The organism is Cognatilysobacter tabacisoli, assembly GCF_003586305.1.
Taxonomy (GTDB): Bacteria; Pseudomonadota; Gammaproteobacteria; order Xanthomonadales; family Xanthomonadaceae; genus Cognatilysobacter_A; species Cognatilysobacter_A tabacisoli.
The window spans coordinates 334,359-360,010 of the sequence record NZ_QXJI01000001.1 but is presented as its reverse complement, the minus strand read 5'-3'; the positions used below and the strand labels follow the sequence as shown (position 1 = coordinate 360,010).

23 protein-coding genes are annotated in these 25,652 nt (G+C 71.7%); 8 read left to right on the top strand and 15 right to left on the bottom strand.

The window, feature by feature from the left end:
* Positions 1–51: 51 nt before the first annotated feature.
* From argC to D3A60_RS06270, 6 genes are all read right to left on the bottom strand, one after another.
* On the bottom strand, positions 52–996 hold the full coding sequence (gene argC / locus D3A60_RS06295; RefSeq protein WP_119717872.1) for an N-acetyl-gamma-glutamyl-phosphate reductase: 945 nt from the start codon (positions 994–996) through the stop codon (positions 52–54).
* A gap of 32 nt (positions 997–1,028) precedes the next feature.
* Positions 1,029–2,366 (bottom strand): acetylglutamate kinase, encoded by a 1,338-nt coding sequence (locus tag D3A60_RS06290; RefSeq protein WP_119718997.1) that lies wholly within the window; start codon positions 2,364–2,366, stop codon positions 1,029–1,031.
* Positions 2,367–2,371: 5 nt separating this feature from the next.
* Positions 2,372–3,460, bottom strand: coding sequence for an acetylornithine deacetylase (locus D3A60_RS06285; protein WP_119717871.1), 1,089 nt, complete (start codon positions 3,458–3,460; stop codon positions 2,372–2,374).
* Position 3,461: 1 nt separating this feature from the next.
* Entirely contained in the window at positions 3,462–4,673 is a 1,212-nt protein-coding gene (locus D3A60_RS06280) for an argininosuccinate synthase (protein ID WP_119717870.1), read from the bottom strand.
* A 49-nt stretch (positions 4,674–4,722) separates the two neighbouring features.
* Positions 4,723–5,745 carry an N-acetylornithine carbamoyltransferase gene (locus tag D3A60_RS06275; RefSeq protein WP_119718996.1) on the bottom strand — a complete coding sequence of 341 codons (1,023 nt, stop codon included), beginning with the start codon at positions 5,743–5,745 and terminating at the stop codon, positions 4,723–4,725.
* Between the two features lie 268 nt (positions 5,746–6,013).
* Entirely contained in the window at positions 6,014–6,502 is a 489-nt protein-coding gene (locus tag D3A60_RS06270) for a hypothetical protein (protein WP_119717869.1), read from the bottom strand.
* A 117-nt stretch (positions 6,503–6,619) separates the two neighbouring features.
* On the opposite strand from D3A60_RS06270, the gene cysS reads away from it, so the two are divergent.
* The 3 genes from cysS to D3A60_RS06255 are packed head-to-tail and all read left to right on the top strand — an operon-like array spanning position 6,620 to position 9,718.
* Positions 6,620–7,999, top strand: a complete 1,380-nt coding sequence (cysS, locus tag D3A60_RS06265) for a cysteine--tRNA ligase (protein WP_119717868.1) — start codon at positions 6,620–6,622, stop codon at positions 7,997–7,999.
* A 22-nt stretch (positions 8,000–8,021) separates the two neighbouring features.
* Entirely contained in the window at positions 8,022–8,462 is a 441-nt protein-coding gene (locus D3A60_RS06260; RefSeq protein WP_196778668.1) for a SufE family protein, read from the top strand.
* Positions 8,459–9,718: an MFS transporter gene (locus D3A60_RS06255; protein ID WP_119717866.1), complete on the top strand. Its 1,260-nt coding sequence runs from the start codon at positions 8,459–8,461 to the stop codon at positions 9,716–9,718. The genes D3A60_RS06260 and D3A60_RS06255 overlap by 4 nt, the downstream gene beginning before the upstream one ends.
* A gap of 218 nt (positions 9,719–9,936) precedes the next feature.
* Here the strand turns inward: D3A60_RS06255 and dksA are convergent, their stop codons facing one another.
* Positions 9,937–10,986, bottom strand: a complete 1,050-nt coding sequence (gene dksA / locus D3A60_RS06250) for an RNA polymerase-binding protein DksA (protein ID WP_119718995.1) — start codon at positions 10,984–10,986, stop codon at positions 9,937–9,939.
* Positions 10,987–11,247: 261 nt separating this feature from the next.
* Here dksA and yidD point away from each other — a divergent pair, with 261 nt between their 5' ends.
* Genes yidD through D3A60_RS06235 form a run of 3 tightly spaced genes read left to right on the top strand, consistent with a single transcriptional unit; the run spans position 11,248 to position 13,717 of the window.
* Positions 11,248–11,484, top strand: a complete 237-nt coding sequence (gene yidD, locus D3A60_RS06245) for a membrane protein insertion efficiency factor YidD (RefSeq protein ID WP_231120425.1) — start codon at positions 11,248–11,250, stop codon at positions 11,482–11,484.
* Positions 11,481–12,839, top strand: coding sequence for a dihydroorotase (locus D3A60_RS06240; RefSeq protein WP_119717865.1), 1,359 nt, complete (start codon positions 11,481–11,483; stop codon positions 12,837–12,839). Before yidD ends, D3A60_RS06240 begins: the two co-directional genes overlap by 4 nt.
* Positions 12,836–13,717 carry a M23 family metallopeptidase gene (locus D3A60_RS06235; protein ID WP_119717864.1) on the top strand — a complete coding sequence of 294 codons (882 nt, stop codon included), beginning with the start codon at positions 12,836–12,838 and terminating at the stop codon, positions 13,715–13,717. Before D3A60_RS06240 ends, D3A60_RS06235 begins: the two co-directional genes overlap by 4 nt.
* 549 nt (positions 13,718–14,266) lie before the next feature.
* Here the strand turns inward: D3A60_RS06235 and D3A60_RS06230 are convergent.
* From D3A60_RS06230 to efp, 7 genes are all read right to left on the bottom strand, one after another.
* Complete coding sequence (locus tag D3A60_RS06230; protein ID WP_196778667.1) at positions 14,267–15,955, bottom strand: sensor domain-containing diguanylate cyclase; 1,689 nt, start codon at positions 15,953–15,955, stop codon at positions 14,267–14,269.
* 97 nt (positions 15,956–16,052) lie between these two features.
* Positions 16,053–16,982, bottom strand: coding sequence for a GTP cyclohydrolase FolE2 (folE2, locus tag D3A60_RS06225; RefSeq protein ID WP_231120424.1), 930 nt, complete (start codon positions 16,980–16,982; stop codon positions 16,053–16,055).
* An 88-nt stretch (positions 16,983–17,070) separates the two neighbouring features.
* Positions 17,071–17,793 carry an isoprenoid biosynthesis enzyme family protein gene (locus tag D3A60_RS06220; RefSeq protein WP_157981410.1) on the bottom strand — a complete coding sequence of 241 codons (723 nt, stop codon included), beginning with the start codon at positions 17,791–17,793 and terminating at the stop codon, positions 17,071–17,073.
* Positions 17,790–18,473 carry a phosphoglycolate phosphatase gene (locus D3A60_RS06215; RefSeq protein ID WP_119717860.1) on the bottom strand — a complete coding sequence of 228 codons (684 nt, stop codon included), beginning with the start codon at positions 18,471–18,473 and terminating at the stop codon, positions 17,790–17,792. Before D3A60_RS06215 ends, D3A60_RS06220 begins: the two co-directional genes overlap by 4 nt.
* Positions 18,470–19,195, bottom strand: coding sequence for a bifunctional 2-polyprenyl-6-hydroxyphenol methylase/3-demethylubiquinol 3-O-methyltransferase UbiG (gene ubiG, locus D3A60_RS06210; RefSeq protein ID WP_119717859.1), 726 nt, complete (start codon positions 19,193–19,195; stop codon positions 18,470–18,472). The genes D3A60_RS06215 and ubiG overlap by 4 nt, the downstream gene beginning before the upstream one ends.
* A 21-nt stretch (positions 19,196–19,216) precedes the next feature.
* A complete protein-coding gene (locus D3A60_RS06205; RefSeq protein ID WP_119717858.1) occupies positions 19,217–20,560 on the bottom strand; it encodes a TRZ/ATZ family hydrolase in 1,344 nt (447 codons plus the stop codon).
* A 153-nt stretch (positions 20,561–20,713) separates the two neighbouring features.
* Entirely contained in the window at positions 20,714–21,280 is a 567-nt protein-coding gene (gene efp / locus D3A60_RS06200; protein ID WP_119717857.1) for an elongation factor P, read from the bottom strand.
* Positions 21,281–21,401: 121 nt separating this feature from the next.
* Between efp and epmB the strand changes: the two genes are divergently transcribed.
* Complete coding sequence (epmB, locus tag D3A60_RS06195) at positions 21,402–22,418, top strand: EF-P beta-lysylation protein EpmB (protein ID WP_119717856.1); 1,017 nt, start codon at positions 21,402–21,404, stop codon at positions 22,416–22,418.
* A 64-nt stretch (positions 22,419–22,482) separates the two neighbouring features.
* Complete coding sequence (locus D3A60_RS06190; protein ID WP_119717855.1) at positions 22,483–24,558, top strand: EAL domain-containing protein; 2,076 nt, start codon at positions 22,483–22,485, stop codon at positions 24,556–24,558.
* Positions 24,559–24,703: 145 nt separating this feature from the next.
* On the opposite strand, the gene htpX is transcribed toward D3A60_RS06190, so the two are convergent.
* A complete protein-coding gene (gene htpX, locus D3A60_RS06185) occupies positions 24,704–25,612 on the bottom strand; it encodes a protease HtpX (protein WP_119717854.1) in 909 nt (302 codons plus the stop codon).
* Between the last annotated feature and the right edge of the window lie 40 nt (positions 25,613–25,652).

Sequence of the window (25,652 nt, the reverse complement as noted above, 5' to 3'; positions counted from 1 at the left end):
GGACAACTGCACCGCCGTCGCGTGCCCCGCCGTGGCGGTTCGCGGCCCGCCCTAGCGTGGAATACCCGTCATCTCGTCGAAGCCGAATGCGAGGTTGAGGTTCTGCAGCGCCTGGGTCGCCGCGCCCTTCAGCAGGTTGTCCTCGGTCGCGACGACCACCAGACGGCGCCCGTCGTCGGCCACGGCGAAGCCGCCGAGGTCAACGTGGTGCGCGCCGGCGATCGCGCTGACCCACGGCGCCTCGTCGCCGACCCGCACCAGCGGCTCGCCGGCATAGATGCTGCGGTAGCGCGCGACCGCCTCGGCGCGCTCGAACGCGCGCGTCAGGTGCAGGTTCGCGGTGATCGTCAGGCCGCGGAAGTGCGGCGCCACGTGCGGCATGAACTCGACCGGGTGGTCGAGCTGGCGGGTGACCTCGCGTTCGTGCACGTGGCCGGTCAGCGCGTACGGCATCAGGTTGTCGCGCAGCTTGGCGAGGTCGTTCTTGTCCGACGGCGTGGTGCCGGCGCCGGAATAGCCCGAGACGCCGAAGCACTGCACTGGACCGTCCAGGGCGTCGCACATCGGCGCGATCGCCAGCTGCATCGCGGTCGCATAGCAGCCGGGATTGCTGATCCGCCGCTGGCCGTCGTAGCGCGCGCGCGACAGTTCCGGCAGCCCGTAGTACCAGCCGTCGTCGAAGCGGTAATCGGCTGACAGGTCGAGCAGCAGGGTGCGGGGCGCGGCGGCGTCGATCGCCGCGACGAACGGGGCCGCCTTGCCGTTCGGCAGCGCCAGCACCAGCGCGTCGACGCCCTGCCCGGCCGCCTGCTCCGGCCCGTAGGCGACGTACGACAGATCGCCGCGGTAGGCCGGTTCGTGGTCGGCGACGCGCTGGCCCTCGCGCTCGCGCGACGACACGAACGCCAGTTCGAAACGCGGGTGCGCATCGAGCAGGCGGATCAGTTCGGTGCCCACGTAGCCGCGCGCGCCGACCAGGCCGATCGAGATGCTCATGCGTTTGCTCCGGTGCGGATGGGCATGACGGGTCAGCCTTCCAGCGTTGGCGGGCGGCGCCGCGCCAACTCGACGCAGTCGCGGATCTCGTCGAACGACGCCAGCCCGAACCAGAACACCTTCCAGTGCTCGAGCTTGAGGCAGCCGTCGGACTCGGCGTAGTAGAACGGGTTGACCGGGTTGCCGTGGCGCGAGCGCCAGAACAGCCGCGGGTTCTGCTCGCGCATCACCTGCCAGACCGCGCGCCCGAGGCCCTCGCCCTGCGCTTCGTCGAGCACGGCGAACTTGTCGAGGTAGGTGTAGCCCCCGCTTCCATCGGCCTGTTCGTCGGTCAGGATCACCGCGGCGCGGTAGTTCTCGCTCACGTACGCCCGCTTCAGCGCGGTGCGCTCGAAGTAGTCCGGCAGCAGCGTGCGCCCGAACGCGGACTCGATCAGCTCCTTCAGCCGCGGCAGGTCGAGCTCGGACCACGTCGCGGCCTGCAGCACGCGCTCGCCGCGGCGCACCAGCGTGCCCGAACCCTTGTGCGTGAACAGCTCCTTGGCCAGCTCCGCCGGGCGGGTGATCGACACCGACGACGTCAGCGGCAGGGTGTCGAGCAGGTCCTTGATCTGCTCGATCTTCACGCGCATGCCCCCGTTGATCCACGGCTGCGCGATCAGGTGCTCGTACTCGGTCGACAGGTTGATCGAGTCGATCAGCCGGCCCTCGGCATCGAGCAGGCCGCCGGTGCCGGTCAGGAACACGATCTTGTACGGCTGCAGCACCTGCACCAGCTCGTTCGCCGCAAAGTCGGCGTTGACGTTGAGGATCTGGCCGCCGGGGGTTTCGCCAAGGCTGGCGATCACCGGAATCGACCCGGCGTGCAGCGCGGCCTCGATCGGTGCCAGGTGCACGCCCTTGACCTCGCCGACCAGCCCGTAGGTGTCGCGGTCGAGGTACTCGGCCTCGAACACGCCCGAGACGATCGACGTCGCGCGCGCGTCGGCGGCCTGCAGCGCCTCGACCAGCTTGAGGTTCTGCGCCTGGAACACGCGGCGCACGATCGCCAGCGCCTCCGGCGAGGTCACGCGCAGGCCGTCGACGGTGTGCTTCTCGATGCCGGCGGCCGAGAGCGCCTCGTCCAGCTGCGGACCGGCGCCGTGGATGACGATCGGCGTCAGGCCGACGTCCTGCAGGAACGACAGCGACGAGGTCAGCGCGTCGAGGTCGTCGCGCAGCACCGCGCCGCCGACCTTGACCACGGCGAAGCGCGCGGCGTCGAGCTGCGAGAAGCGCTTGAGGTACTGGCTGATCTCCTTCGCGCTGGCCATGCTCGACAGCAGTCGGACGATGGTCTGGCGGGTCTGGATGTCGTGGACGTTGGTCATGGTGTTCATCGTTGGCCGAGGATCCGGGCAATGGATCCGGCGTAGCGGTCGAGCTGGTCGAGCGCGACCCACTCGTCGGCGGTGTGCGCTTGGGTGATGTCGCCCGGGCCGTAGACGATCGCCGTCATGCCCGCGGCCGAAAACAGCGAGGCCTCGGTCCAGAAGTCGACCGCGTTGCCGATCGGCAGCTCGAGCGCGTCGGCAAGGTCGCGCGCCTCGAGCCGGCGCTGTTCGGCCGCGGCGACGTCGCCGGCCGGCAGCGACGGCCCGCGGAAGGTCTCCTCGTAGCGTTCGACCGCGCCGGGCTCGACCAGCGTGCCGAAGCGTTCGTGCAGGCCGTCGATCGACATCGACGGCAGCGGGCGGAAGCCGAAGCGCACCTCCGCACTCGGCGCGATCATGTTCGCCTTGATCCCGCCCTCGACCCGGCCGATGTTGAAGCGCAGTCCGGTCAGGCCGCCGAAGCGCTGGTGCGCCTCGGATTCCACGAAGTCGAGCGCACGGTTGCCCCAGCGCATCGCCTGGTGCAGTGCGCTGGCGTGCATCGCGTTGGCGCCGGACGCATGCCCGGCGGCGCCGCGGAACTTCATCAGCACCGAGCTGATGCCGCGGTGCGCGAGCACCGCCTCGCACTGCGTCGGTTCGGCGACGACCGCCTCGGCAAAGCCGTGGTCGCTGCCGAGGAACGCCGCGATGCAGCGCGCGTCGTTGGCCTCCTCGTCGGTCGAGAACAGGAACGCGGCGTCGCCGTCGGTGACGGCCGCGGCGGCCAGCAGCCCGGCCGCGGCGCCCTTGATGTCGCAGGCGCCCAGCCCGATCGCGCGGCCGCCGGTGACGCGCAGCACGTGCGGGTCGGCGCTCCACGCCGGCGACGACGGCACCGTGTCCATGTGCACGTTGAACACGCGCGTCGGCCGGCCGCGCACGGCCAGCATCGACACCGCGCCCTCGCCGTGGTCGGTGACGGTGACGCGGAAGCCCGGGAGCTGCGCGCGCAGGTAGTCGAACATCCCTCCGGTGCCGATCAGGCGCGGCGGGTTGCGGGTGTCGAACGACACCAGCGCGTCGAGGTGCTGGAGGACGGTCGGCAGCACGTCAGGCCTTCCCGCCCTCGCCGCTGCGGTTCACTTCCGCCCACAGCGTGCTGCTCATGCCGAACAGCTTGATGAAGCCCTCGGCCTCGGCCACGCCCCAGTCCGCCGCCTGCGCGTACGTCGCGCCCTTGGCGTTGAGGATGTGCGGCGACTCGATCGCCACGGCGGTGACCGTGCCTCCGTGCGTCTCGAGCACGACGTCGCCGTTGACGGTCGCCTGGCTCGAAGCGAGGAAGGCCTCGAGGTCGGTCTTCAGCGGGTCGTGGAAGAAGCCCTCGTAGACCATCTCCACCCACTTGCGCGCGACCTCGGGCTTGAAGCGGTTCTGCTGCTTGCTCAGCACGGTCTCCTCGAGCGCGCGGTGCGCGGCGAGCAGCGCGGTCAGGCCCGGCGCCTCGAAGATGATGCGGCCCTTCAGCCCGATCGTCGTGTCGCCGGTGTACAGCCCGCGGCCGACGCCGTACTGCGCGAACAGGCCGTTGAGCCGGGCCAGCATCTCGTGCCCCGCCATCGGCTGGCCGTCGAGCGCGACCGCCTCGCCGTGCTTGAACGAAATGCGCACGCGCAGCGGCTGCGCCGGCCACTCGGCCCGCGGCTTGCACCAGCCCACCGCGCCTTCGCCCGGCGCCTGCCAGCGGTCGATCTCGCCGCCCGACATCGTCAGTCCGAGCAGGTTCTCGTTGATCGTGTACGCCTGCTGCTTGGCGCGCACGCCGAAGCCGCGGTCCTCGAGGTACTTCTGCTCGTAGGCGCGCACCGCGGTGTGCTCCTTCTGGATCTCGCGGATCGGCGCCACGATCTCGTAATCGCCCAGCGCCTTGACCGCGAGGTCGAAGCGCACCTGGTCGTTGCCCATGCCGGTGCAGCCGTGCGCGATCGCCTTGGTGCCGAGCGCGTTGCAGCGCTGCAGTGCCGCGTCGACGATCAGGTAGCGGTCCGACACCAGCAGCGGGTACTGGCCCTGGTAGCCCTCGCCGGCCCAGACGAACGGCTTGACGAAGCCGTCCCAGATCGCCGGGCCGCCATCGACGGTGACGTGCGAACTGACGCCGAGCTCGGCCGCTCGGCCCTCGATGAAGGCGCGCTCGTCGGCATCGACGCCACCGGTGTCGGCGAACACGGTGTGCACGTTCCAGCCGCGCTCCTGCAGGTACGGAACGCAGAAGCTGGTGTCGAGTCCGCCGGAGAAGGCGAGGACGATGTCTTTACTCATGGTGGGGGCAGTCCAGGATCGATTCGAAAGGGGGAGGTAACCGCGTGCGTCAGGCGCGCCCGACCAGCGTGGCCATGATCGCCTTCTGCACGTGCAGGCGGTTCTCGGCCTCGTCGATCGCGATGCACTGCGGCGAGTCCATCACCGCGTCGGTGGCCTTGACGTTGCGGCGCAGCGGCAGGCAGTGGCTGAACACGCCGTTGTTGGTCAGGGCCATCTTGGCCTCGTCGACGATGAAGTGCTGGTACTGGTCGCGGATGGGCTTTTCCGGGCCCCAGTTGCCGAAGTACGGCAGCGCGCCCCAGCTCTTGGCGTAGACCACGTCGGCGCCGGCGTAGGCGCTGGCGATGTCGTGGCTGACGCGCAGCGAGCCGCCGGCCTCGTCGACGTTCTGCGCGGCCCAGTCCATGTAGCGCTGGTCGAGCACGTATTCCGGCGTCGGGCACAGCAGGGTCACGTCCATGCCCAGCCGCGTGGCGATCGTCAGCGCCGAGTTGGCGACGGCGGTGTTCAACGGCTTCGGGTGGTAGGTCCAGGTCAGCACGTACTTCTTGCCGCGCAGGTCGGAGGTGCCGAAGTGCTCCTGCAGCGCGAGCGCATGCGCCAGCTCCTGGCACGGGTGGGTGATCGTCTCCATGTTGATCACCGGCACCGGCGAGTACTTGGCGAACGACTTCAGCACGATGTCCTCGCGGTCGGTCGCCCAGTCGACGAACTTCGGGAACGCGCGCACGCCGATCAGGTCGACGTAGCGGCCGAGCACGCGCGCGACCTCGGCGATGTGCTCCTCGGTGTCGCCGTCCATGACCGTGCCGAGGTTGAACTCGATCGGCCACGCGTCCTTGCCCGGCTGCAACACCACGGCGTGGCCGCCGAGCTGGAACGCGCCGAGCTCGAAGCTGGTGCGGGTGCGCATCGACGGGTTGAAGAACACCAGCGCAATCGACTTGCCCTTGAGCTGGTCGCCAAGCTTGCTGCGCTTGAACTCGGCCGCTTGGCTCAGCAGGGCGTCGAGGTCGGCGCGCGACCAGTCCTGGGTGTTGAGGAAGTGCCGGGGGGCGGAGGGCTGCATCGCGGTGTCCATGGCTCGGGGAGGGGAACTGCCGGGCCCGGAAACGCAAAAGCCCAGCGCGGAGGCTGGGCTTTTCGTGTGTCGTTACAGCGCACGAACGGCGGTGGTGCCGCCTACCCAGCCAGTTGTCGGGGGTACGGTCGGCGCGCGCGCGAGGTCATGCCCGCCGCCATGTAGGCGGAGGTCAGGATATCGGCGTCGGCGTGACGGGCGTTCATGGAGGCGCGCATGCTCGCACGCAGGGGGCGACGGTGCAAGGCCGGCGGGCTCAGCGCGAGCGCGGATCGGCCACGACCGGCGACACCGCGATGCGGATGCGCAGGCGGTTGCCGGGGTCGTCCGGCAGGCGCGAACGGAACTTGGCGCCGCGGTACACGTAGTCGACGTCGTAGGCGATCGGGCGGCGGAACTCCCGCTCGACCTGCACCGGCCGGCAATCCACCGTGGCGGCAGGCGGCGCCTCGTCGTCACGCCCCAGCGCCCCCTTCACCGCCCCGACCACGCGCGACAGGCGCGAGTCCTTCGCCGGCGCAGTCGTCGTCGTGCTTTCGCACTGCTGCTCGAGCCGCGTCGCCCGCAGGGTCTGGTAGACCGGGGTCACCCGCAGCACCTGCGCGTAGTCGTAGCGGACGTTCTCCTGCTGGATGACCGTGTTCTGCGCCCACGCGGCGGGGGCCGACAGCGCCAGCACGGCGATCAGGGCGGGCACACGCCGGGTCGGGAGGGCGCGGGCAGCCGCGCGCAGGAAGGAACGCATGGCGTAAGTGTAAGTGGCGGGCGGCGCCGAGGCCTGAACCCCTGTTATAGCCGGCGCGCGACCCGCGCCGCGTCGGCCCCGACCGCTAGAATGACCGGACTCCACGCGACCTCCCCCATGGCCCTGCACCTCTACAACAGCCTGACGCGACGGGCCGAGCCGTTCGCGCCGCAAGACCCCGGCCGCACCACGATGTACGTGTGCGGGCCGACCGTCTACAACTACGCCCACATCGGCAACGCCCGGGGCCCGGTCGTGTTCGGCGTGCTCGCCGACCTGCTGCGGCGCCGCTTCGGCCGGCTCGACTACGCGCGCAACATCACCGACGTCGACGACAAGATCAATGCGGCCGCGCGCGAACAGGGCGTGCCGATCTCCACGATCACCGACCGCTTCGCCGCGATCTACCGCGAGGACATGGGCGCGCTCGGGGTCAAGCCGCCGGACATCGAGCCGGAAGCGACCGGCCACATTCCGCACATCGTCGCGATGATCGAACGGCTGATCGCGTCGGGCCACGCCTACGCCGCCGACGGCCACGTGCTGTTCTCGGTCGCCAGCTTCGGCGGTTACGGCAAGCTCTCGCGCCGCGACGCCGACGAGATGCTCGCCGGAGCCCGGGTCGAAGTCGCACCGTACAAGCGCGACCCCGGCGACTTCGTGCTGTGGAAGCCGTCGACCGACGACCTGCCCGGCTGGGACTCGCCGTGGGGCCGCGGCCGGCCGGGCTGGCACATCGAGTGCTCGGCGATGGCCGCCGCGCACCTGGGCGAGACCATCGACATCCATGCCGGCGGCGTCGACCTGCAGTTCCCGCACCACGAGAACGAGATCGCACAGAGCGAGTGCGCGCACGGCGGCGCGCCGTTTGCGCGGTTCTGGCTGCACAACGGCATGCTGACCTTCTCCGGCGCGAAGATGTCCAAGTCGCTGGGCAACATCGAGAAGGTCCACGACCTGCTGCAGGTCCACCCGGCCGAAGCGCTGCGCTACGCGCTGCTGTCGGCCCACTACCGCCAGCCGCTGGACTGGTCCGACGCGCTGATCGAGCAGAGCGTGCGCACGCTCGACCGGCTGTACGGCACGCTGCGCGACCTTGGCGCCGTCGACGGCGACGGCGACGGCGAGCCGACGATCCCGGCCAGCATCGAAGCCGCGCTCGACGACGACCTCAACACCCCGCAGGCGCTGGCCGAGCTGTCGCGCATCGCCGGGGAGGCGCGCAAGGCCGGAACCGCCGAAGAGCGCACCCGGCTGCGCGGCGAGCTGCTCGGCGCCGGCTTCGCGCTCGGGCTGCTGCAGCAGGACCCGGCGGCGTGGTTCGCCCGCGGCAGTGGCGACGGCGACGACGCGCGCATCCAGGCGCTGGTCGACGAGCGCAATGCGGCGAAGCAGTCGCGCGACTTCGCCCGCGCCGACGCGATCCGCGACGAGCTGGCCGGCGAAGGCGTGCTGCTCGAGGACACCGCGCAGGGCGTGCGCTGGCGCCGTGCCTGACCCCATCGACGAATCGAACGACGTGACCGCCCCCCTCTTCCCGCTCGAACCGACCATCGCCGACGCACAGTCCGCGATCCGCGAGGAATTCGCGTTCTTCAGCGACTGGGCCGAGCGCTACCAGTACCTGATCGACCTCGGCCGCAAGCTGCCCGCCTTCCCCGAGGAGTGGAAGACCGAGGCCAACCGCCTGCACGGCTGCCAGTCGATGGTGTGGATCGTCGCCGACGGCGATGCCGATCGCCTCGACTTCCATGCCATCAGCGACTCGGCGATCGTCTCGGGCCTGATCTACCTCGCGCTGCGCGTCTATTCCGGCCGCAGCGCCGCCGAAATCGCCAGCACCGAGGCCGACTACATCGCCGACATCGGCCTGGCCAAGCACCTGTCCCCGACCCGCTCCAACGGCCTGACCGCGCTGCTGGGCTTCATCCGCGACCGGGCGCGCGCGCTCGCGCCGTGAGCATCCCGGCGCCCGCCGCCCCCGGCGTCGCGGCGCTGCTGCGGAACCGCGGCTTCACCGGCCTGCTCGGCTACCGGCTGCTGGCGATGCTGTCGTACCAGATCGTCGCGGTGACGGTCGGCTGGCACGTCTACGAGCTGACCCGCGACGCGCTGGCGCTGGGCCTGATCGGCCTGGCCGAGGTCATCCCGTACTTCTGCTTCGCGCTGTTCGCCGGGTACGCCGTCGACCACCTGCGGCGACGCAAGCTCGGCATGTTCGCGTGCCTCGGGCTGCTGCTGTCGACGCTGCTGCTGGCCGGCATCGCCGCCGGGGTGGTGCCCGCGGCGATCGGCGGCTGGAAGACCGGGATGCTGTACGTCGCGATCGCCCTCAACGGCGTCGTGCGCGCGTTCCTCGGCCCGGTCTACAACGCGCTGTTCGCGCGCGTGCTGCAGCGCGAGCAGTTCGCCCGCGGCGCTGGCGTGGGCAGCGTCGTCATGCAGGCCGGCCTCGTCATCGGCCCGGCGATGGGCGGCCTGCTGATCGCGTTCGGCGGCAAGACCATGGCCTACCTGGTGGCTGCCGGTTTCGCGCTGGCGGCCGCGATCGCCGTGGTGAGCCTTCGCGTCACCGAGCCGCCTCCGCCGCCCGAACGCGCACCGGTGTTCAAGAGCATCGGTGAGGGGCTGCGCTTCGTGTTCAACCACCAGATCGTGCTCGGCGCGCAGGCGCTGGACATGTTCTCGGTGCTGTTTGGCGGCGCGGTCGCCCTGCTGCCGGCCTTCATCGCCGAGGTCCTGCACTACGGCCCGGAGGCGCTCGGCGTGCTGCGCGCGGCGCCGGCGGCCGGCGCGGTCCTCGTGGGCCTGTGGCTGGCGCGACGGCCGCTGCAGAAGCACGCCGGGCGGATCCTGCTGCTGGCCGTGGCCGGGTTCGGGCTGTGCATCATCGGCTTCGCGCTGTCGCGCTCGTTCTGGCTGTCGGCGGCGATGCTGATGCTGTCGGGCATGTGCGACGGCGTGTCGGTGGTGCTGCGCTCGACGATCCTGCAGCTGGCCACGCCCGACCACCTGCGCGGCCGCGTGTCGTCGATCAATGGGATCTTCATCGGCTCGTCGAACGAACTCGGCGCGTTCGAGTCCGGCGTCGCGGCGCGGCTGATGGGGCTGGTGCCGTCGGTGGTGTTCGGCGGCTGCATGACCCTTGGCGTGGTCGCTGCGACGGCCAAGCTTGCTCCGAAGCTCAGACGGCTCGATCTCGCCGACCTGCACTGACCCGAGGCATCGCACGAACGCGCTCGCGCTTGGCCGCATGGCAGACTGCGGGGGTGGCACGCCGGCGCAACCGCCCAGCGCCCCCACACCGCCTTCCAGGCCGATGGCGCCCGACGACGATCCGTCGGCTGCACTGGCACCGCGCCGCCGACGGTCGGCCTGAAAGCGAAAAGCCCCGCGCATGCGGGGCTTTTCGTTGGCTCTGCTTCGGCGGCGGGCTAGTCGCCCATCTGCTTCTGCAGGTGCTCCCAGCGCTCCTGCGCATCGATCGTGCGCTCGGCGGTCAGGCGCGCCTCCAGGCGTTCCAGCCCGATCTCCTCGCCGGTATCGACGCAGTACCCGTAATCGCCCGAGTCCACGCGCTTCAGCGTGCTGTCGATCTTGCTGATCAGCTTGCGGTAGCGGTCGCGGGTGCGCAGCTCGAGCGAGTTCTCGGTCTCGCGGGTCGCGCGCTCGGCCTCGTCGCCGACGTCGCGCACTTCGTCCTTGAGGTTCTCGATGGTCTGCTTCGACTCTTCGACCAGGTCGGCGCGCCAGCTCAGCAGGCGCTGCCGGAAGTACTCGAGCTGCAGCGGGCTCATGTACTCCTCTTCCGGCGACGGACGGTAACCCTGGGGCACGATCGGGCGGCCGGAGCCCGCTTCGGTCTTGTACGGCACGACTTTCACCTTGCCTTTCGGCGCGGGGGCCTGCGGCTTGGCTGCGACGGCCACCGCGACCTTGCCGGTCGGGCGAGGTGCGGTCGGCGTCGCCGGCTTGGCGGCAGGGGGTGCGGCGCCGGGGCGCGCAGCGGATGGGGGAGTCTGCGGTGCGACCGGTGCGGTCTTGGTCGCCGGGCGCGGAGCGGGCTTCTTGGCGATGCTCGGCTTGGCCGGCGCCGGGGCGGGCGCGGGCTTGGCCGCCGGAGCCGCCGCAGGCTTCTTCGCCGGCACGGCCGGCGCCTTGGCGACGACGGGCTTCTTCGCCGGCGCCGGCTTCGGCGCAGGCTTCTTGGCGACGACCTTCTTGGCGACGACCTTCTTGGCGGCGGCCTTGGTCGGGGCCGGCTTCTTTGCAACGGGCTTCTTCGCGACGGCGGCCTTCTTTGCCGGGGCCTTCTTCGCAGGTGTCGGCTTCGCCGTCGACTTCTTCGGCGCCGGCTTGGCCGCCGGCTTCTTCACCGCAGCCTTCTTGGCCACGGGCTTCTTCGCGACAGCCTTCTTTGCAGCAGGCTTGGCGGCTTTCTTGGCCGCCTTGGCGACCTTCTTCGCGGGTTTCTTCACTGCCACGAGCGGCTTGTCCTTTTTCATTCCCTTGTGACGGGAAAGCGCGCTGTTATACCCTGCGCCGACACCTGCGGCAACCGCACCACGACGAAGCCCCGCAAGGCCTTCGCAGCAGCCACATCGCGTCCCGGAATCAAGCACTTGCGAGTCCGAACGGCGTGTCGCGGCCACCTTGGAGCGACGCCCCGGCGTCCGAATCACGGCACCGGTCGGCATCCACAACGCGTCCCGGTGCACAGGGTGCTGCGCGCACATGAAGGTACCGTGATCGACCGACTGCTCATCGCCGCGCTCCGCCTCTACAAGCGCTGGATCAGCCCCCTGCTCGGCCCGCGCTGCCGGTTCCACCCGACCTGTTCCGAATACGCGATGCAGGCGATCGCCCGCTTCGGCGCGCTGCGCGGCGGCTGGCTCGCACTGCGCCGCATCGCCCGCTGCCATCCTCTCCACCCCGGCGGGCACGATCCCGTGCCCGATCCCCCGAACGGAACCGCCCGATGACCACGACCCCGCCTCCGACGCTGATCGTCAACGCCCGCCTCGTCAACGAGGGGCGCGAATTCGACGGCGACCTGCGCATCGCCGACGGCCTGATCGTCGAGATCGGCAGCGGCCTGTCGGCGCGCGCCGGCGAGACCGTCGTCGACGCGGCGGGCCGGCGCCTGCTGCCCGGCATGATCGACGACCAGGTGCACTTCCGCGAGCCGGGCATGGAGTACAAGGCCGACATCGCGACCGAGTCGGCCGCGGCCGTCGCCGGCGGGCTGACCAGCTTCATGGACATGCCCAACACCAACCCGCCGACCCTCGACGCCGCCGCGCTGGAGGACAAGTACCGCCGCGCGGCCGGCCGCGCGTGGGGCAACTACGGCTTCTACATGGGCGCCAGCAACGACAACCTCGAGGCGATCCGCGCGATCGACCCGCGGGCGACGCCGGGCCTGAAGGTCTTCATGGGCGCGTCGACCGGCAACATGCTGGTCGACAACCCGGACACGCTCGACGCGATCTTCCGCGACGCGCCGACGCCGATCATCACCCACTGCGAGGACACGCCGACGATCGACGCGCTGCTGGCCGACTACAAGGCCCGCTACGGCGACGACATCCCGGCCGAGTGCCACCCGGACATCCGCTCGCGCGAGGCCTGCATCAAGTCGACCCGGCTGGCGATCGGGCTGGCGCGCCAGCACGGCACCCGCCTGCACGTGCTGCACATCAGCACCGCAGACGAGCTCGCGCTGTTCGAGCCCGGCCCGCTGGTGCGCGCCGACGGCTCGCGCAAGCGCATCACCGCCGAGACCTGCGTGCACTTCCTGCGCTTCGACCGGGCCGACTACGCGCGCCTGGGCCACCTGATCAAGTGCAACCCGGCGATCAAGGACGCGGGCGACCGCGAAGCGCTGGTCGCCGCCCTGGCCGACGACGTGATCGATGTGCTTGCCACCGACCACGCGCCGCACACGCTCGAGGAAAAGGGTCGGCCGTACACCGGCGCGCCGAGCGGACTGCCGCTGGTGCAATACGCGCTGCTGGCGTCGCTGGAGCTGGTCCACGAGGGCAAGCTCACCACCGCGCAGGTGGTGCAGAAGTTCGCGCATGCGCCGGCGCAGCTGTTCGACGTCGCCGGCCGCGGGTTCCTGCGCGAAGGCCATGCCGCCGACCTGGTGCTGGTCGACGACACGCCGACCACCGTGCGGCGCGAGGACGTGCTGTCGAAGTGCGGCTGGTCGCCCTTCGAGGGCATGACGTTCCACGCGCGCATCGGCGCGGTGTGGGTCAATGGCGCGCTGGCCTGGGACGGGAGCCAGCTGGTCGGCACGCCGAACGGGCAGCGGCTGGCCTTCGATCGATGAGGCCGCTGGCGGCACTGGGCGCGGCGCTGCTGCTGGCGGCGTGCGCGGGCCAGGCGGTGCGGCCGCTCGGTGCGACGCCGGCCGCGCCCGACGCCGCGGCAGCCGGCGCGCCGGCCGCCGTCGACAGCCGCGTTGTCTTTCCAACGTCTGTGCCGCAGGGCGCGCTGGTGGTCGGCAAGGTGCCGCCGGGCAGCACGGTGAGCGTCGGACAACGGGCGCTGCGCGTCACCGGCTATGGGACGGCGGTATTCGGTGTCGGTCGCGACGAGCGCGGGCCGCTCCAGGTCGATGTGCGGCTGCCCGACGGCGCGACCCAGCGGCACGGCATCGCCGTAACGCCGCGCGACTGGCCGGTCGAACAGGTGCGCGGCGTGCCGCCGGCGACGGTCAAGCCACCGCCGGCGATCGCCGAGCGCATCCGCCGCGAGCAGGCGCTGGTGACGGCGGCGCGCGAGCGCGACGACGCCCGCACCGATTTCGCCCAGCCGTTCGCGTGGCCCGTGGAGGGCCGCGTCAGCGGACGCTTCGGCAACCAGCGCGTCTACAACGGCGAGCCCGGGGCGGCCCACTCGGGCATGGACATCGCCGCGCCCGGCGGCACGCCGGTGCGCGCGCCCGCCGCGGGCGCGGTCACGTTCGCTGCGCCCGACCTGTACCTGACCGGCGGCACCGTGCTGCTCGACCACGGCCACGGCGTCAGCTCGAACTTCCTGCACCTGTCGCGGCTAGACGTCGCGGTCGGCGATCGCGTCGAGCAGGGCCAGGTGATCGGCGCGGTCGGCGCCACCGGGCGGGCGACCGGGCCGCACCTGCATTGGGGGATGAACTGGTTCGACGTCCGCATCGACCCGCTGCTGGTCCTCGAGCGGACGCCGTAGTTCCGTCGCTTTCGAGGCGTAGCGCTCTTTCCCGCACCGCCGTTGCACCCCAGCGTCGCGCGCGGCGGCGCGTTGGACCCGGCCGCGCGTCTGGTGGCACCTTGCGCGGTTCGACGTCCGCATCGACCCGCTGCTGGTGCTCGAGCGGAAACCATAGCCGTCTCTTTCGAGGCGCCGCTGCACCCCGGCGTCGCGCGCGGCGGCGCGTTGGAACCCGCCGCGCGTCTGGAGGCACCTGGCGCGGTTCGACGTCCGCATCGACCAGCTGCTGGTGCTCGAACGGAAACCTTAGCGGTCGCTTCGAGGCGCCGTTGCACCCTAGCGTCGCGCGCGGCGGCGCGTTGGAACCGGCCGCGCGTCTGGTGGCACCTGGCGCGGTTCGACGTCCGCATCGATCCGCTGCTGGTGCTCGAGCGGAAACCATAGCCCTCTCTTCCAAGGCGCCGTTGCACCCCAGCGTCGCGCGCGGCGGCGCGTTGGCATCCACCGCGCGTCTGGAGGCCCCCGCTCGCGCGCCTGCTACGTCCGGCCCGCGCGCTCGCCGACCGATCAGGCCACTTCGGCGCTGGCCGCGGGCTCGGGCGCGACGGTGGCGTCCGCGCTGACCCGGTCGCGCCCCTGCGCCTTGCTTGCATACAGCGCGGCGTCGGCGCGTTGAAGCAGGTCGTGGGCGGATTCGCCGGCGGCCAACTCGGCCACGCCGAGGCTGAGGCTGGCGTGGATGCGGGCGCCGTTGATCGACAGCGGACGGCAGTTGACCGCCGCGCGAAGGTTTTCGGCCACGCCGAAGGCCTCGCCCAGCCGCGTGTCCGGCAGGATCACCAGCATCTCGTCGCCACCGTAGCGGCCGAGCCGGTCGTAGGTGCGCAGCCGGTTGCGCGTGCGCAGGGCGATCACTCGCAGGCAGTGGTCGCCGACGAGGTGGCCGTGCTCGTCGTTGATACGCTTGAAGTGGTCGATGTCGAAGAACACCACCGACAGCGGCTGGCCCTGGCGGTGGGCCGCGGCCACGGCGGCAAGCAGCTGCTCCTCTATCATCTGGCGCGAGGCAGCGCCGGTAAGCCCGTCGAACGACGCCAGCTGGCTGGCGCGGTCGCGGTCGCGGCGCAGCTGCTGCATCTTGTCGGCGAAGCCGATCGTCAGCACCAGCCCGGCCAGCGCGAAGCTGGCGGGGAAGGCGTAGGCCATCCACGCCGGCACCGGCCAGGCGCCGAGCAGGCCGCCGATGCGCACGGCGAGCACCGCCAGCAGCGGCGTCCACGACACGGCCAGGAACAGCGCGGCGCGCTCGCGCCGGCGTGCGGCGGTGATCGTGGCCCACAGCATGGCGGCGGCGACGACGAGCACCACCACGTTGGCACCGACCGCAACCGCCGGCGCCATCGTGAAGAAGGTCGCGACGAGCACCAGCCCCATCGTCACGCTGCAGGCCTTGAGGATCCGCATGACCCGCGGCTGGCGCGCCGACAGATCGAGGTAGAAGTTGAGGAAGCCGATCCCGGCGATCGCCCCGATCGCGCCGAACAGGCGTCCGGCGCGCAGGTCCTGGCCGAGCAGGTTGGCCAGCCACGGCAGCAGCCGGATCTCGCCGCCGTCGGCGACGAGGAATCCCACGTGCGCGAGCAGCGACACCATCAGGTACGCGAACCCGCGCTCGCCGCCGCCGAGCCAGAAGCCCAGCGCGAGCACGGCCAGCACCAGCATCGTCACGAGCACAGCCGTGCGCCACGCGACGTGGACCAGGTCGCTGCGGTGGACCTGCGCCAGCGGCTCGACGGTGACCGGCATCGCCGCCGGCGTGCGCACCTGCATCCTCAGGTAGACGTGCTGCCCGGCCCACAACCCGTCGGGCAGCGCGACCACCAGCGCACGCGCGGAGAAGCTGGGATCCGCGTGCCGGCCGACCGTGGCGCGCTGGTCCGGCGTGCCCTGGCCTGGCCGCCACACCTCGAGGCGATTCAGATGCGGATTGGCGATCACCAGCTGCGGCGCGCCGTTCGGCGCCACGTCGCGGGTCGCGGTGAGGCGCCACCAGTGCGGCCCGGGCTCGGCCGGTTCCAGCACCGCTGGGCCTTCGACGCGTTCGAACTGCTCATCGAGGGCTCCGCTGACCACCTGCCCCGGCGGCGGGTCGCCGGACAGGCGGGCGAGGGCCAACGGCGACTGCGCCGCAGCCACGCCCGTCAGTGCCAGCCATGCGGCCAGCACGAGCCATCCTCGACGCAGGGGCTTCCCCATTCCGCCCGTTCCGACACCGTGTCCGGGCGAGCATAGCCGAATGTGACGGCCGTCAAGACCGCGGGGGGCCGACCGTCGCCGCAGGCCGATGGGCCAGCTAGACCGGAGCGCCCTCGCCCCGCACCGTCGCGACGGCGTCATGCGCGTGCAGGCTTTCGAAGTGGGCAACCGTCGCCTCGAAGCGCGCCACGCGGGCGTCGCGGGACAGCGCCGCGGCGACGCGGCGCGCGGCGTCCTCGCAGAACATCAGGTTCGCCGCATTGAGCTGGGCGAAGGCCTGCTCGTCCTCGCGCTTGACCGCGGTCTGGACCGGCGTCGCCAGCGCGTCTTCCAGCGCGTCGATGAGCGCGACCAGCGGCAGTTCGTCGAACGCCGGCCTCAATTCCACGCGCACGTCGGCGCGGCTGCGCTGCGCATGCGGGGTCGCCGCCAGTCCACGCTCGGACGACAGCCAGTCGTGCACCGCCGCGGCGAGCGGGCGGGCGTCGGCGAAGTCCTGGGCGAAACGGTCGGCGTTGAGCTGGCGCGACAGCGCGGCCGAGGCCGGGCACGTGCTGGAGTACTCGACGCTGAAGCGCAGTGCGAGATGCAGGTGGCCGTCGACGAGGCTCGCGTCGATCTCGACCGGGTAGCGTTTCCAGCCGGCGTTGTCGCTGGCCAGCGCGTTGCGCAGCAGAAGCTGCTCGTAGCGCAGCACCAGCCGCGCGCTCGACGACAGCCCGGCCTGCGTGTCGACCAGGTTCTGCAGCACGCGGCGCAGCCCGGCGGGCGTCACCGCCTCGCTGGCGAACGCGTGCTGCAGCTGCAGGTACAGGCGCGACATGTGAATGCCGCGCGCGGCCGCGTCGCGCAGGTCGACCGCGACGTCGACCGACGCAGCCACCTGGATGGGGTCGCCGCCGGCCGTGGCCACCCGGACCGGCAGCGCGATGTTGGACATGCCGACCCAGTCGAGCGGACGCGCGGCCGCCGGCGCGTCATGGGCGACGTCGGGAAGGCGGCGCGGAACGGGAGAGATCGGGGTCACGTCGGCCTGGATGGGGGCAGCGGGGGATTTCGCAACGCCGCCATTCTAGCGGCCGGGCCCGCGCCGGCCGGCCCGGGCCCTGCAACGGTCAGTTGCGGGCCACGCGCCACGCGGACCACAGCGCCGCCCAGGCCGGCAGCGGCCGAGCGGCCGCGCCGCGCTGCAGCCGGGCGCGCACGATCGCCGCGTGCACCCGCCGCGGCACGGCCGCCGCCGGCGCGACCGGCCAATCGGCCAGCAGTCGCGCCGACCACTCGGCCGCCCCGCCCGCTTCACCCACGGCGGCGAGCACCGACAGCGGGACCGCGGTGGGCGCGTCGACGAGCACCCGGTGGTGCTGCAGCTGCCGAAGCGCCAGATCGATCGCCGACGGATCGACGGCGGTGCCGGCGAACAGCGCCGCGTCGATCCGAACCATCGCGAGCGCCACCGGCCGCAGCGAGCCCGCGGCCTCGTCGGCATCGACCGGACGCTCGCGTGCGGCGCGCAACGACGGCAGCGCCGCCGAGAGGTCGCGCCACGGCGCCGCCGATCGCTGCAGCACCGCGCCGAGCGGGTGGCGACGCGCGCCGCCGGCCCAGCCGTTCAACTCTTCCTGCCACCACGCGAGCTTGGCGTCGCCGGGGCGCGGGTCGCTGCCGCCCCAGGCGGCGTCGAGCAGCTCCTGCTGCAGGCTGCCCCACGCCAGCGCCGGCAGTCGCTGCCCGGCCGGCACGAACACCTCGGCGATCTGCCACTCCGGCCAGCGCGCGCGCCACTTGTCGATGAACGCATCGACCGGGTCGTCGGACCGCGGCGGGGCGTCGGTCACGGGCGCGACGGCCACGCGTCGGCGGCGTGCAGGTGGTCCGGGTGCTCGACGAGGACGTCGCCACCCCAGGCCTCCGGCGCGTCGTCGGGCAGCCGGTAGCCCCACAGCGCGACGATCGACGCCATGCCGGCGGCGCGCGCCGCCTCGATGTCGCGTTCGTCGTCGCCGACGTAAACGCAGTCGGCGGCCGCGACGCCGAGGCGCTCGGCCGCGACCGTCAGCGGCAGCGGGTGGGGCTTGCGCACCGGCAGCGTGTCGCCGCCGATCAGCACCGCGCAGCGCTGCTCCCACCCCAGCAGCGGCATCAGCGCCGCGGCTAGCCCCTCGGGCTTGTTGGTGACGATGCCCCACGGCGTGCCGGCGGCCTCCAGCCGCTCGAGCATCGTCGCGACTCCGTCGAACAGCCCGCCGTGGCGACCGAGTTCGCGGCGATACACCTCGAGGAACTCCGGGATCCAGCCGTCGCGCTCGGCCGGATCGACATCGGCGAACGCGGCCGCGGTCATCGCGCGCGCGCCCTTCGACACGTGCGGTCGCAGCGCGTCCAGCGCGATCGGCCCGCGACCCCGGTCGGCGCGCATCACGTTGACGGTGGCGACGAAGTCCGGCGCGCTGTCGAGCAGCGTGCCGTCGAGGTCGAACAGCACGCCCTTCGGGAACGACGACGCGATCCCGCTCATTCGCCCGACGCCTCCGGCTTGCGCGCGCAGGCCAGGTAGTTGACGTCGGTGCGCGCGATCACGCGCGCGGCGTTGCGCCACGGCTCGTACATCAGCCCGCTCACGTCCTCGAGCTGGAGACCGGCGGCGCGCAGCCACGCGGCGAGCTCCGACGGCTTGATGAAGTCCCGGTACTGGTGGGTGCCCTTCGGCAGCAGGCGCGCGACGTACTCCGCGCCGACCACGGCCAGCGCGAACGCCGCCGGGGTGCGGTTGAGCGTGGACAGGAACAGCCGCCCACCGGGCTTCAGCAGCGTGGCGCACGCGCGGATGATCGAGCCCGGGTCCGGCACGTGCTCGAGCATTTCCATGCAGGTGATCGCGTCGAAGCTCGCCGGCGCCTGCTCGGCCAGCGACTCGACCGACTGCTCGCGGTACTCGACCTGCACGCCGGTTTCGAGCCGATGCAGCTTGGCCACCTTGATCAGCTCCGGCGCCAGGTCGAGCGCGGTCACGTCCGCACCGGCGCTGGCCAGCGCCTCGCTGAGCAGGCCGGCACCGCAGCCGACGTCGAGCACGCGCGCGCCGCGCAGCGCCACGCGCTCGGCGACATAGCCCAGCCGCGCCGGGTTCAGCGCGTGCAGCGGCTTCTGCGGGCCTTCCGGGTCCCACCAGCGGTTGGCGAGCGCACCGAACTTGTCGAGTTCGGCCTGGCTGAAATTCTGGTCGTTCGGTCCGGTCATCGGGGGGCCTGTCGGGTTCGCTTACGAGACGCGGATCGCGGCGATGCGGCGGCGCCACTGTTCGGCGTTGGCGACCAGCGCCGCCGTGTCGATGTCGACCAGCGCGCGCTCGCGCAGCTTGGGCTGGCCGGCGATCCACACGTCGCTGACCTGGTGCCGGCCGGCCGCGTAGACCAGCTGCGACAGCACGTGGTGCAGCGGCTGGGTCTCGAGCGCCGTGAGGTCGATGCACGCCAGGTCGGCCTGCTTGCCGGCCTCGATCGAGCCGGCCTGCGCCTCGAATCCCAGCGCCTTGGCCCCGCCGAGCGTCGCCGCGCGCAGCGCGGTGGCCGCGTCGAGCGCCGACGCGTCCTCGGCGACGGCCTTGGCCAGCAGCGCGGCCGTACGCATCTCGCCGACCATGTCGAGGTCGTTGTTGCTGGCGCAGCCGTCGGTGCCGATCGCCAGGTTCACGCCGGCCTTCACCAGCTTGCCGACCGGGCAGAAGCCTGAGGCGAGCTTGAGGTTGGATTCGGCGCAGTGGGCCACGCTGACCCCGCGCTGGGCGCACAGCTCGATCTCGGCGTCGGTCAGCTGGGTCATGTGCACGGCGATCAGGCGGTCGTTGACGAGGCCGAGTCGGTCGAGCCGGGCCAGCGGCCGCTGGCCGTGCAGCTGCTGCGACTCGGCCACTTCGTGCGCGGTCTCGTGGATGTGGCAGTGCACCGGCACGTCGAGCTGGTCGGCGAGCATGCGGATGCGCTCGAAGTTCGCGTCGGACACGGTGTACGGGGCGTGCGGGGCGAAGGCCATCGCCACCAGCGGGTCGCCGCGCCACTGGTCGTGGACCTCGCCGGCCCGGTCGAAGTACTCGTCCGACGACTTCGCCCACGCCGTCGGGAAGTCGATCACCGGCAGGCCGACCCGCGCGCGGAAGCCGTGGCGCTTGTAGACCGCGGCCTGCACGTCGGGGAAGAAGTAGTTCTCGTTGCAGCAGGTGGTGCCGCCGCGCAGCATCTCGGCAATGGCCAGGGCGATGCCGTCGGCGACGAACTCCGGCCCGATCACCTCGGCCTCGATCGGCCAGATGTGGCCCTGCAGCCACTGCATCAGCGGCAGGTCGTCGGCGACCCCGCGCAGCAGGGTCATCGGGTTGTGCACGTGCGCGTTGACCAGGCCGGGGATCAGCGCGTGGCCCGGGCGGGCGACGGTCTCGGTCGGCGCGTAGCGGAGCCGGGCCTCGTCGGTCGGCAGCACCGCGACGATCGCTCCGCCGGTGACCACGACCGCATGGTCCTCGAGGACCACTGCATGCGGCTCCACCGGCACCACCCAGCCGGCCTCGATCAGCAGGTCGCAGGGCTGGCGCGCGGTGTCGTGGGTCATGCGGTGTCCTTCGTTCTGGCCTGTCGGCGCGCGCCCCATGCGCGGCGCCGGGTGTGCGGGCGGGCGCATGCCGCGTGCCCGGCCGCCGTTCGGCAACCGGCGAGCGCCGCCACCGCCGGCGGGTGCGGCGGGCGCGGGCCCGCCTCGCCGCGCTTACTTGACGCGGCTGACGTACTCGCCCGAGCGGGTGTCGACCTTGATCATCTCGTCCTGCGCCACGAACAGCGGCACGCGCACGACCGCGCCGGTCTCCAGCGTGGCCGGCTTGCCGCCGCCGCCCGAGGTGTCGCCGCGGACGCCCGGATCGGTCTCGACGATCTTCAGCTCGACGAAGTTCGGCGGCGTCACCGCGATCGGGGTGCCATTCCACAGCGTGACCACGCAGGCCTCCTCGCCCTTGAGCCACTTCTCGGCGCCGGCCATGCCGGCCTTGTCGGCCTGGACCTGCTCGAACGTCTCCTGCTGCATGAAGTGCCAGTACTCGCCATCGGAGTAGAGATACTGCATGTCGGTGTCGACCACGTCGGCCTGTTCGACGCTGTCGGTGGCCTTCATAGTCATTTCGACCACGCGGCCGGACTTGATGCTGCGGTACTTGATGCGGGTGAAGGCCTGGCCCTTGCCCGGCTTGACGTACTCGGTCTCGGTGATGATGCACGGGTCGTTGTTGACCAGGATCTTCTGTCCGGTCTTGACGTCGTTCATGCCCAGGCTGGCCATGGGTGGAGCTCCTGCGGAAAGTGTTGGGTGTGGCGCCGGGCCGCCGCGAGGGCGGCGAAGGCTAGAATGTCGGGCTGTTGCGACGGGCCGCGGGCCCGCACGCAAGGAAAACCGGTCCGCCATGATACCCGCTGCCCCCCTGCCCCTGCAGCCCGCCCCCGCCCCGCCTCGCTGGCAGGCGCTGTGGCGCGACGCCGTCCGCGACCCGCGCGAGCTGCTGTCGCTGCTCGGCCTCGACGGCCGCGTGCCGGCGCTCTCCGCCGCCGCCGCCGCGCAGTTCCCGCTGCGCGTGCCGCGCGGCTTCGTCGCGCGCATGCGCCATGGCGACGCGGCCGACCCGCTGCTGCGCCAGGTGCTGCCGCTCGACGACGAGATGCGCCCCGTGCCGGGCTTCAGCCTCGACGCGGTCGGCGACGCGGCGGCCAAGGCCGGCCACGGCGTGATCCGCAAGTACCGCGGCCGCGCGCTGCTGGTCACCACCGGCAGCTGCGCGATCCACTGCCGCTACTGCTTCCGCCGGCACTTTCCGTATGCCGAGGAGACGGCCGCGGCCGCGGGCTGGCGCGAGGCGATCGAGGCGATCCGCGGGGACGCGTCGATCGACGAGGTGATCCTGTCCGGAGGCGACCCGTGGTCGCTGTCGACGCCGAAGCTCGCCGAACTGACCGACGCGCTGGCGGACGTCGCGCACCTCAGGCGCGTGCGCATCCATACCCGCCTGCCCGTGGTGCTGCCCGAGCGGGTCGACGACGAGTTGCTGTCGTGGCTGGGCCGGCTGCCGTGGCCGGTGACGGTGGTGCTGCACGCCAACCACGCGCGCGAGTTCGACGCGAACGTCGACGCCGCGCTGCGCCGGCTGCGCGACGCCGGCGCGATGCTGCTCAACCAGGCCGTGCTGCTGCGCGGCGTGAACGATTCAGTGGACGCGCTGGCCGAGCTGTCCGAGCGCGGCCACCGCGCCGGCGTGCTGCCCTACTACCTGCACCAGCTGGACCGCGTCCACGGCGCGGCGCACTTCGAGGTGCCCGACGACCGGGCACGCGCGCTTCACGCCGCGCTGGCGGCGCGGCTGTCGGGATACCTCGTGCCGAGGCTGGTGCGCGAAGTCGCCGGCGACAGCGGCAAGCGTCCGTTGTGAGCGGCGCGGCGTGGACGGCCGCGCGCCGTTCATGTCATAAACGACGCCCACGGGAGGTGGCTTGATGCAATTCGGCAAAGACATGGTGCTGCGCCTGCTGGTCGTCGACGACAGTGTCGAGGCGGCGGAAGCCATCGTCAGCGGCCTGCGCAACAGCGGCATCGCGGTGCGCCCCTCGCGTCCGGAAAAGGAAGACGAGCTGGCCGAACTCGTCCAGCAGCAGACCTTCGAACTCGTCCTGGCCGCCCACGGCGCCCGCTCGGTGCCGCTCGACCGCGTGATGGCCGTGGTCGACGCCAGCGGCAAGGACCTGCCGGTGCTGGTGGTCCACGAGACGATCGACGCGGCCAAGCTGCTCGAGGTCGCGCAGGTCGGCGCCCGGGCCGTGGTGCTGCGCGACCGCGTCGAGCACGTGCAGGCGGTGGTCCGGGCGGAGTGGTCGGACCTCGAATCGCGGCGCGCGCTGCGCCGCCTCAAGGGCCAGGTGCGCGAGACCGAGCGCCGCTGCGACGCCCTGATTGACTCCTCGCGCGACCCGATCGCGTACATCCACGAGGGCATGCACATCCGCGCCAACGCGGCGTACCTGGAGATGTTCGGGTTCGACTCGTTCGAGGACATCGAGGGCATGTCGCTGCTGGACCTGGTCGCGCCGGCCCAGGTGGCCGCGTTCAAGACCCTGCTCAAGCAGCTGTCGAAGGGCGAAACCGCCCCGCCGCGCTACGAGACCCAGGCGCGCGCGCTCGACGGCAGCCAGTTCCCCGCGGTGATGGAGTTCACCCCGGCGTCGTACGAGGGCGAGACCTGCCTGCAGCTGATCCTGCGCAAGCAGGACGCCGACCCGGCGCTGGCGCGGGAGGTCGAAGAGCTGCGCCAGCGCGACCAGGTCACCGGCCTGCTGAATCGCGCGACCTTCCTGCGCGCGCTCGAGGCGGCGGTCGCCGACACGGCGCAGAACGCCACGCCGCACGCGCTGCTGTTGATCGAGCCCGACCACTACGCGCAGCTGATGCAGGACATCGGCCTGGACGCCGCCGACGAGCTGATCGCGGCGGTGGCCAAGCGCCTGCAGTCGTCGGTCGGCAGCGACGACGTCCTCGCCCGCTTCGGCGAGCACCAGTTCGCGGTGCTCAGCCGCAACAGCGACCACGCGCACAGCATCGCGCTGGCCGAGCAGATCCGCGCGGCGTTCGCCGGCGACGTGCTCGAGCTGGGCGAACGCTCGCTCAACGCCACCGTCAGCGTTGGCGGCGTGCAAGTCGGCGAGAAGATCGCCAGCATTTCCGCGATCCTCGGCCGCGCGAACCAGTGCGTGCTGTCGACGATCGGCGTCGGCGGCAACCGGATCGAGCTGTTCGACCCCGGCGCGGTCGACCGCGTCGAGCAGGAGCGCATCGCGGCCTGGGTGGCGCGCATCCGCGAGGCGCTCGACACCGACCGCTTCCTGATGCACTTCCAGCCGCTGGTCAACCTGCACGGCGAACCGGGCGAGATGTACGAGGCGTTCCTGCGCATGCAGGGCGACCCGGGCGAGCTGGTGCAGCCGCTGACGTTCCTGCAGATCGCCGAGGAACACGGCCTGATGTGGGAAATCGACCGCTGGGTCGTCGGTCGGGCGCTGCAGGTCATCGCGGACCGCCAGCGCGCCGGCACACGCACGACGCTGCTGGTCAAGATCACCCAGATGTCGCTGCAGGACGACACCCTCGCCCAGCACATCCAGGAGCAGGTCGCGCGCACCGGCGCCGACGGCAGCCTGCTGGTGCTGGAGCTGCCCGAATCCAAGGTGTTCACCCACCTGCGCGCGGCGCAGGCGTTCCAGGCGGCGGTGGCGAAGTCGGGCGTGCGGATCGGGCTGGAGCAGTTCGGCGCCGGCCTGAACTCGTTCCAGCTGCTGACCCACTTCGACGCCCAGTACCTGAAGATCGACCGCGGCTACATGCAGGACCTGCCGACCAGCGCCGAGCACCAGGCGCGGGTTCGCGAAATCGCCGCCAAGGCGCGGGAGCTCGGCAAGCAGACGATCGCCGAGTTCGTCCAGGACGCCGCCAGCATGACGATCCTGTTCAGCGCCGGCATCGACTACGCGCAAGGTCACTTCCTGGCGCCGGCCAGCGCGGACATGGACTACGAGTTCTAGGCGCGCGGCCTCGGCGCCGGCACGGCGGCGCGACCGGCGGGAAACCGCTCCGACGTCCTGCCCACCGACACGGCCCCACCGCACGCCGCAAAAAGAAAGGCCCGCCTTCCGGCGGGCCTTTCGCTGTGGAACAGCGCCGACGCGATCAGGTGACCACGCGACCGCGGACGGCCTCCACCGGCGCGTTGCGCAGCGCCTGGATGCGCTCGGCGAGCGGCGGGTGGCTCATCAGCAGCTTCTTCAGGCCGTGCCCGACGCCACCGCTGATGCCGAACGCGGCGACCTGCTTCGGCAGCGTGCTCTCGCCGTACGTCTGGGACAGCCGCTCGAGCGCAGCGACCATCTTGTCGCGACCGGCCAGGCGGGCGCCGCCGGCGTCGGCTCGGAACTCGCGGTACCGCGAGAACCACATCGCGATCATGCTCGCGAACAGACCGAACACCATGTCCAGCACGAACACGATCACGTAGTAGCCGAAGCCCGGCGCGCCGTCGCGGTTGCCGTTGAGGTAGCCGTCGACGACCCGGCCGACGACGCGGGCGAGCACGATCACGAACGTGTTCAGCACGCCCTGGATCAGCGCCATCGTGACCATGTCGCCGTTGGCGACGTGGCTGACCTCGTGGGCCAGAACGGCCTCGGCCTCGTCGCGGTTCATCGCCCGCAGCAGGCCGGTCGACACCGCGACCAGCGAGTTGTTGCGGCTCGGACCGGTCGCGAAGGCGTTGATCTCCGGCGCGTCGTAGATGGCCACCTCCGGCATCTTGATGCCGGCGGCTTCGGCCTGGCGGCGCACCGTGGCGACCAGCCACTGCTCCGACTCGTTGCGCGGCTGGTCGATGACGTGCGCACCGGTCGTGCGCTTGGCCATCCACTTGGAGATCAGCAGCGAGATCAGCGAGCCGCCGAAACCGAACACCGTGGCGAACACCAGCAGCTGGCCGTTGTTGCCCAGCGTGATGCCGAAGACGTTCTGCAGCACCGCCATGACGATGCTCAACAGGGCCAGCACCGCGAGGTTGGTGGCCAGGAAAAGTGCGATGCGTTTGAACATGTGGATTTCCTGCCCGCGCACCGTGCGCGGATGACACGAA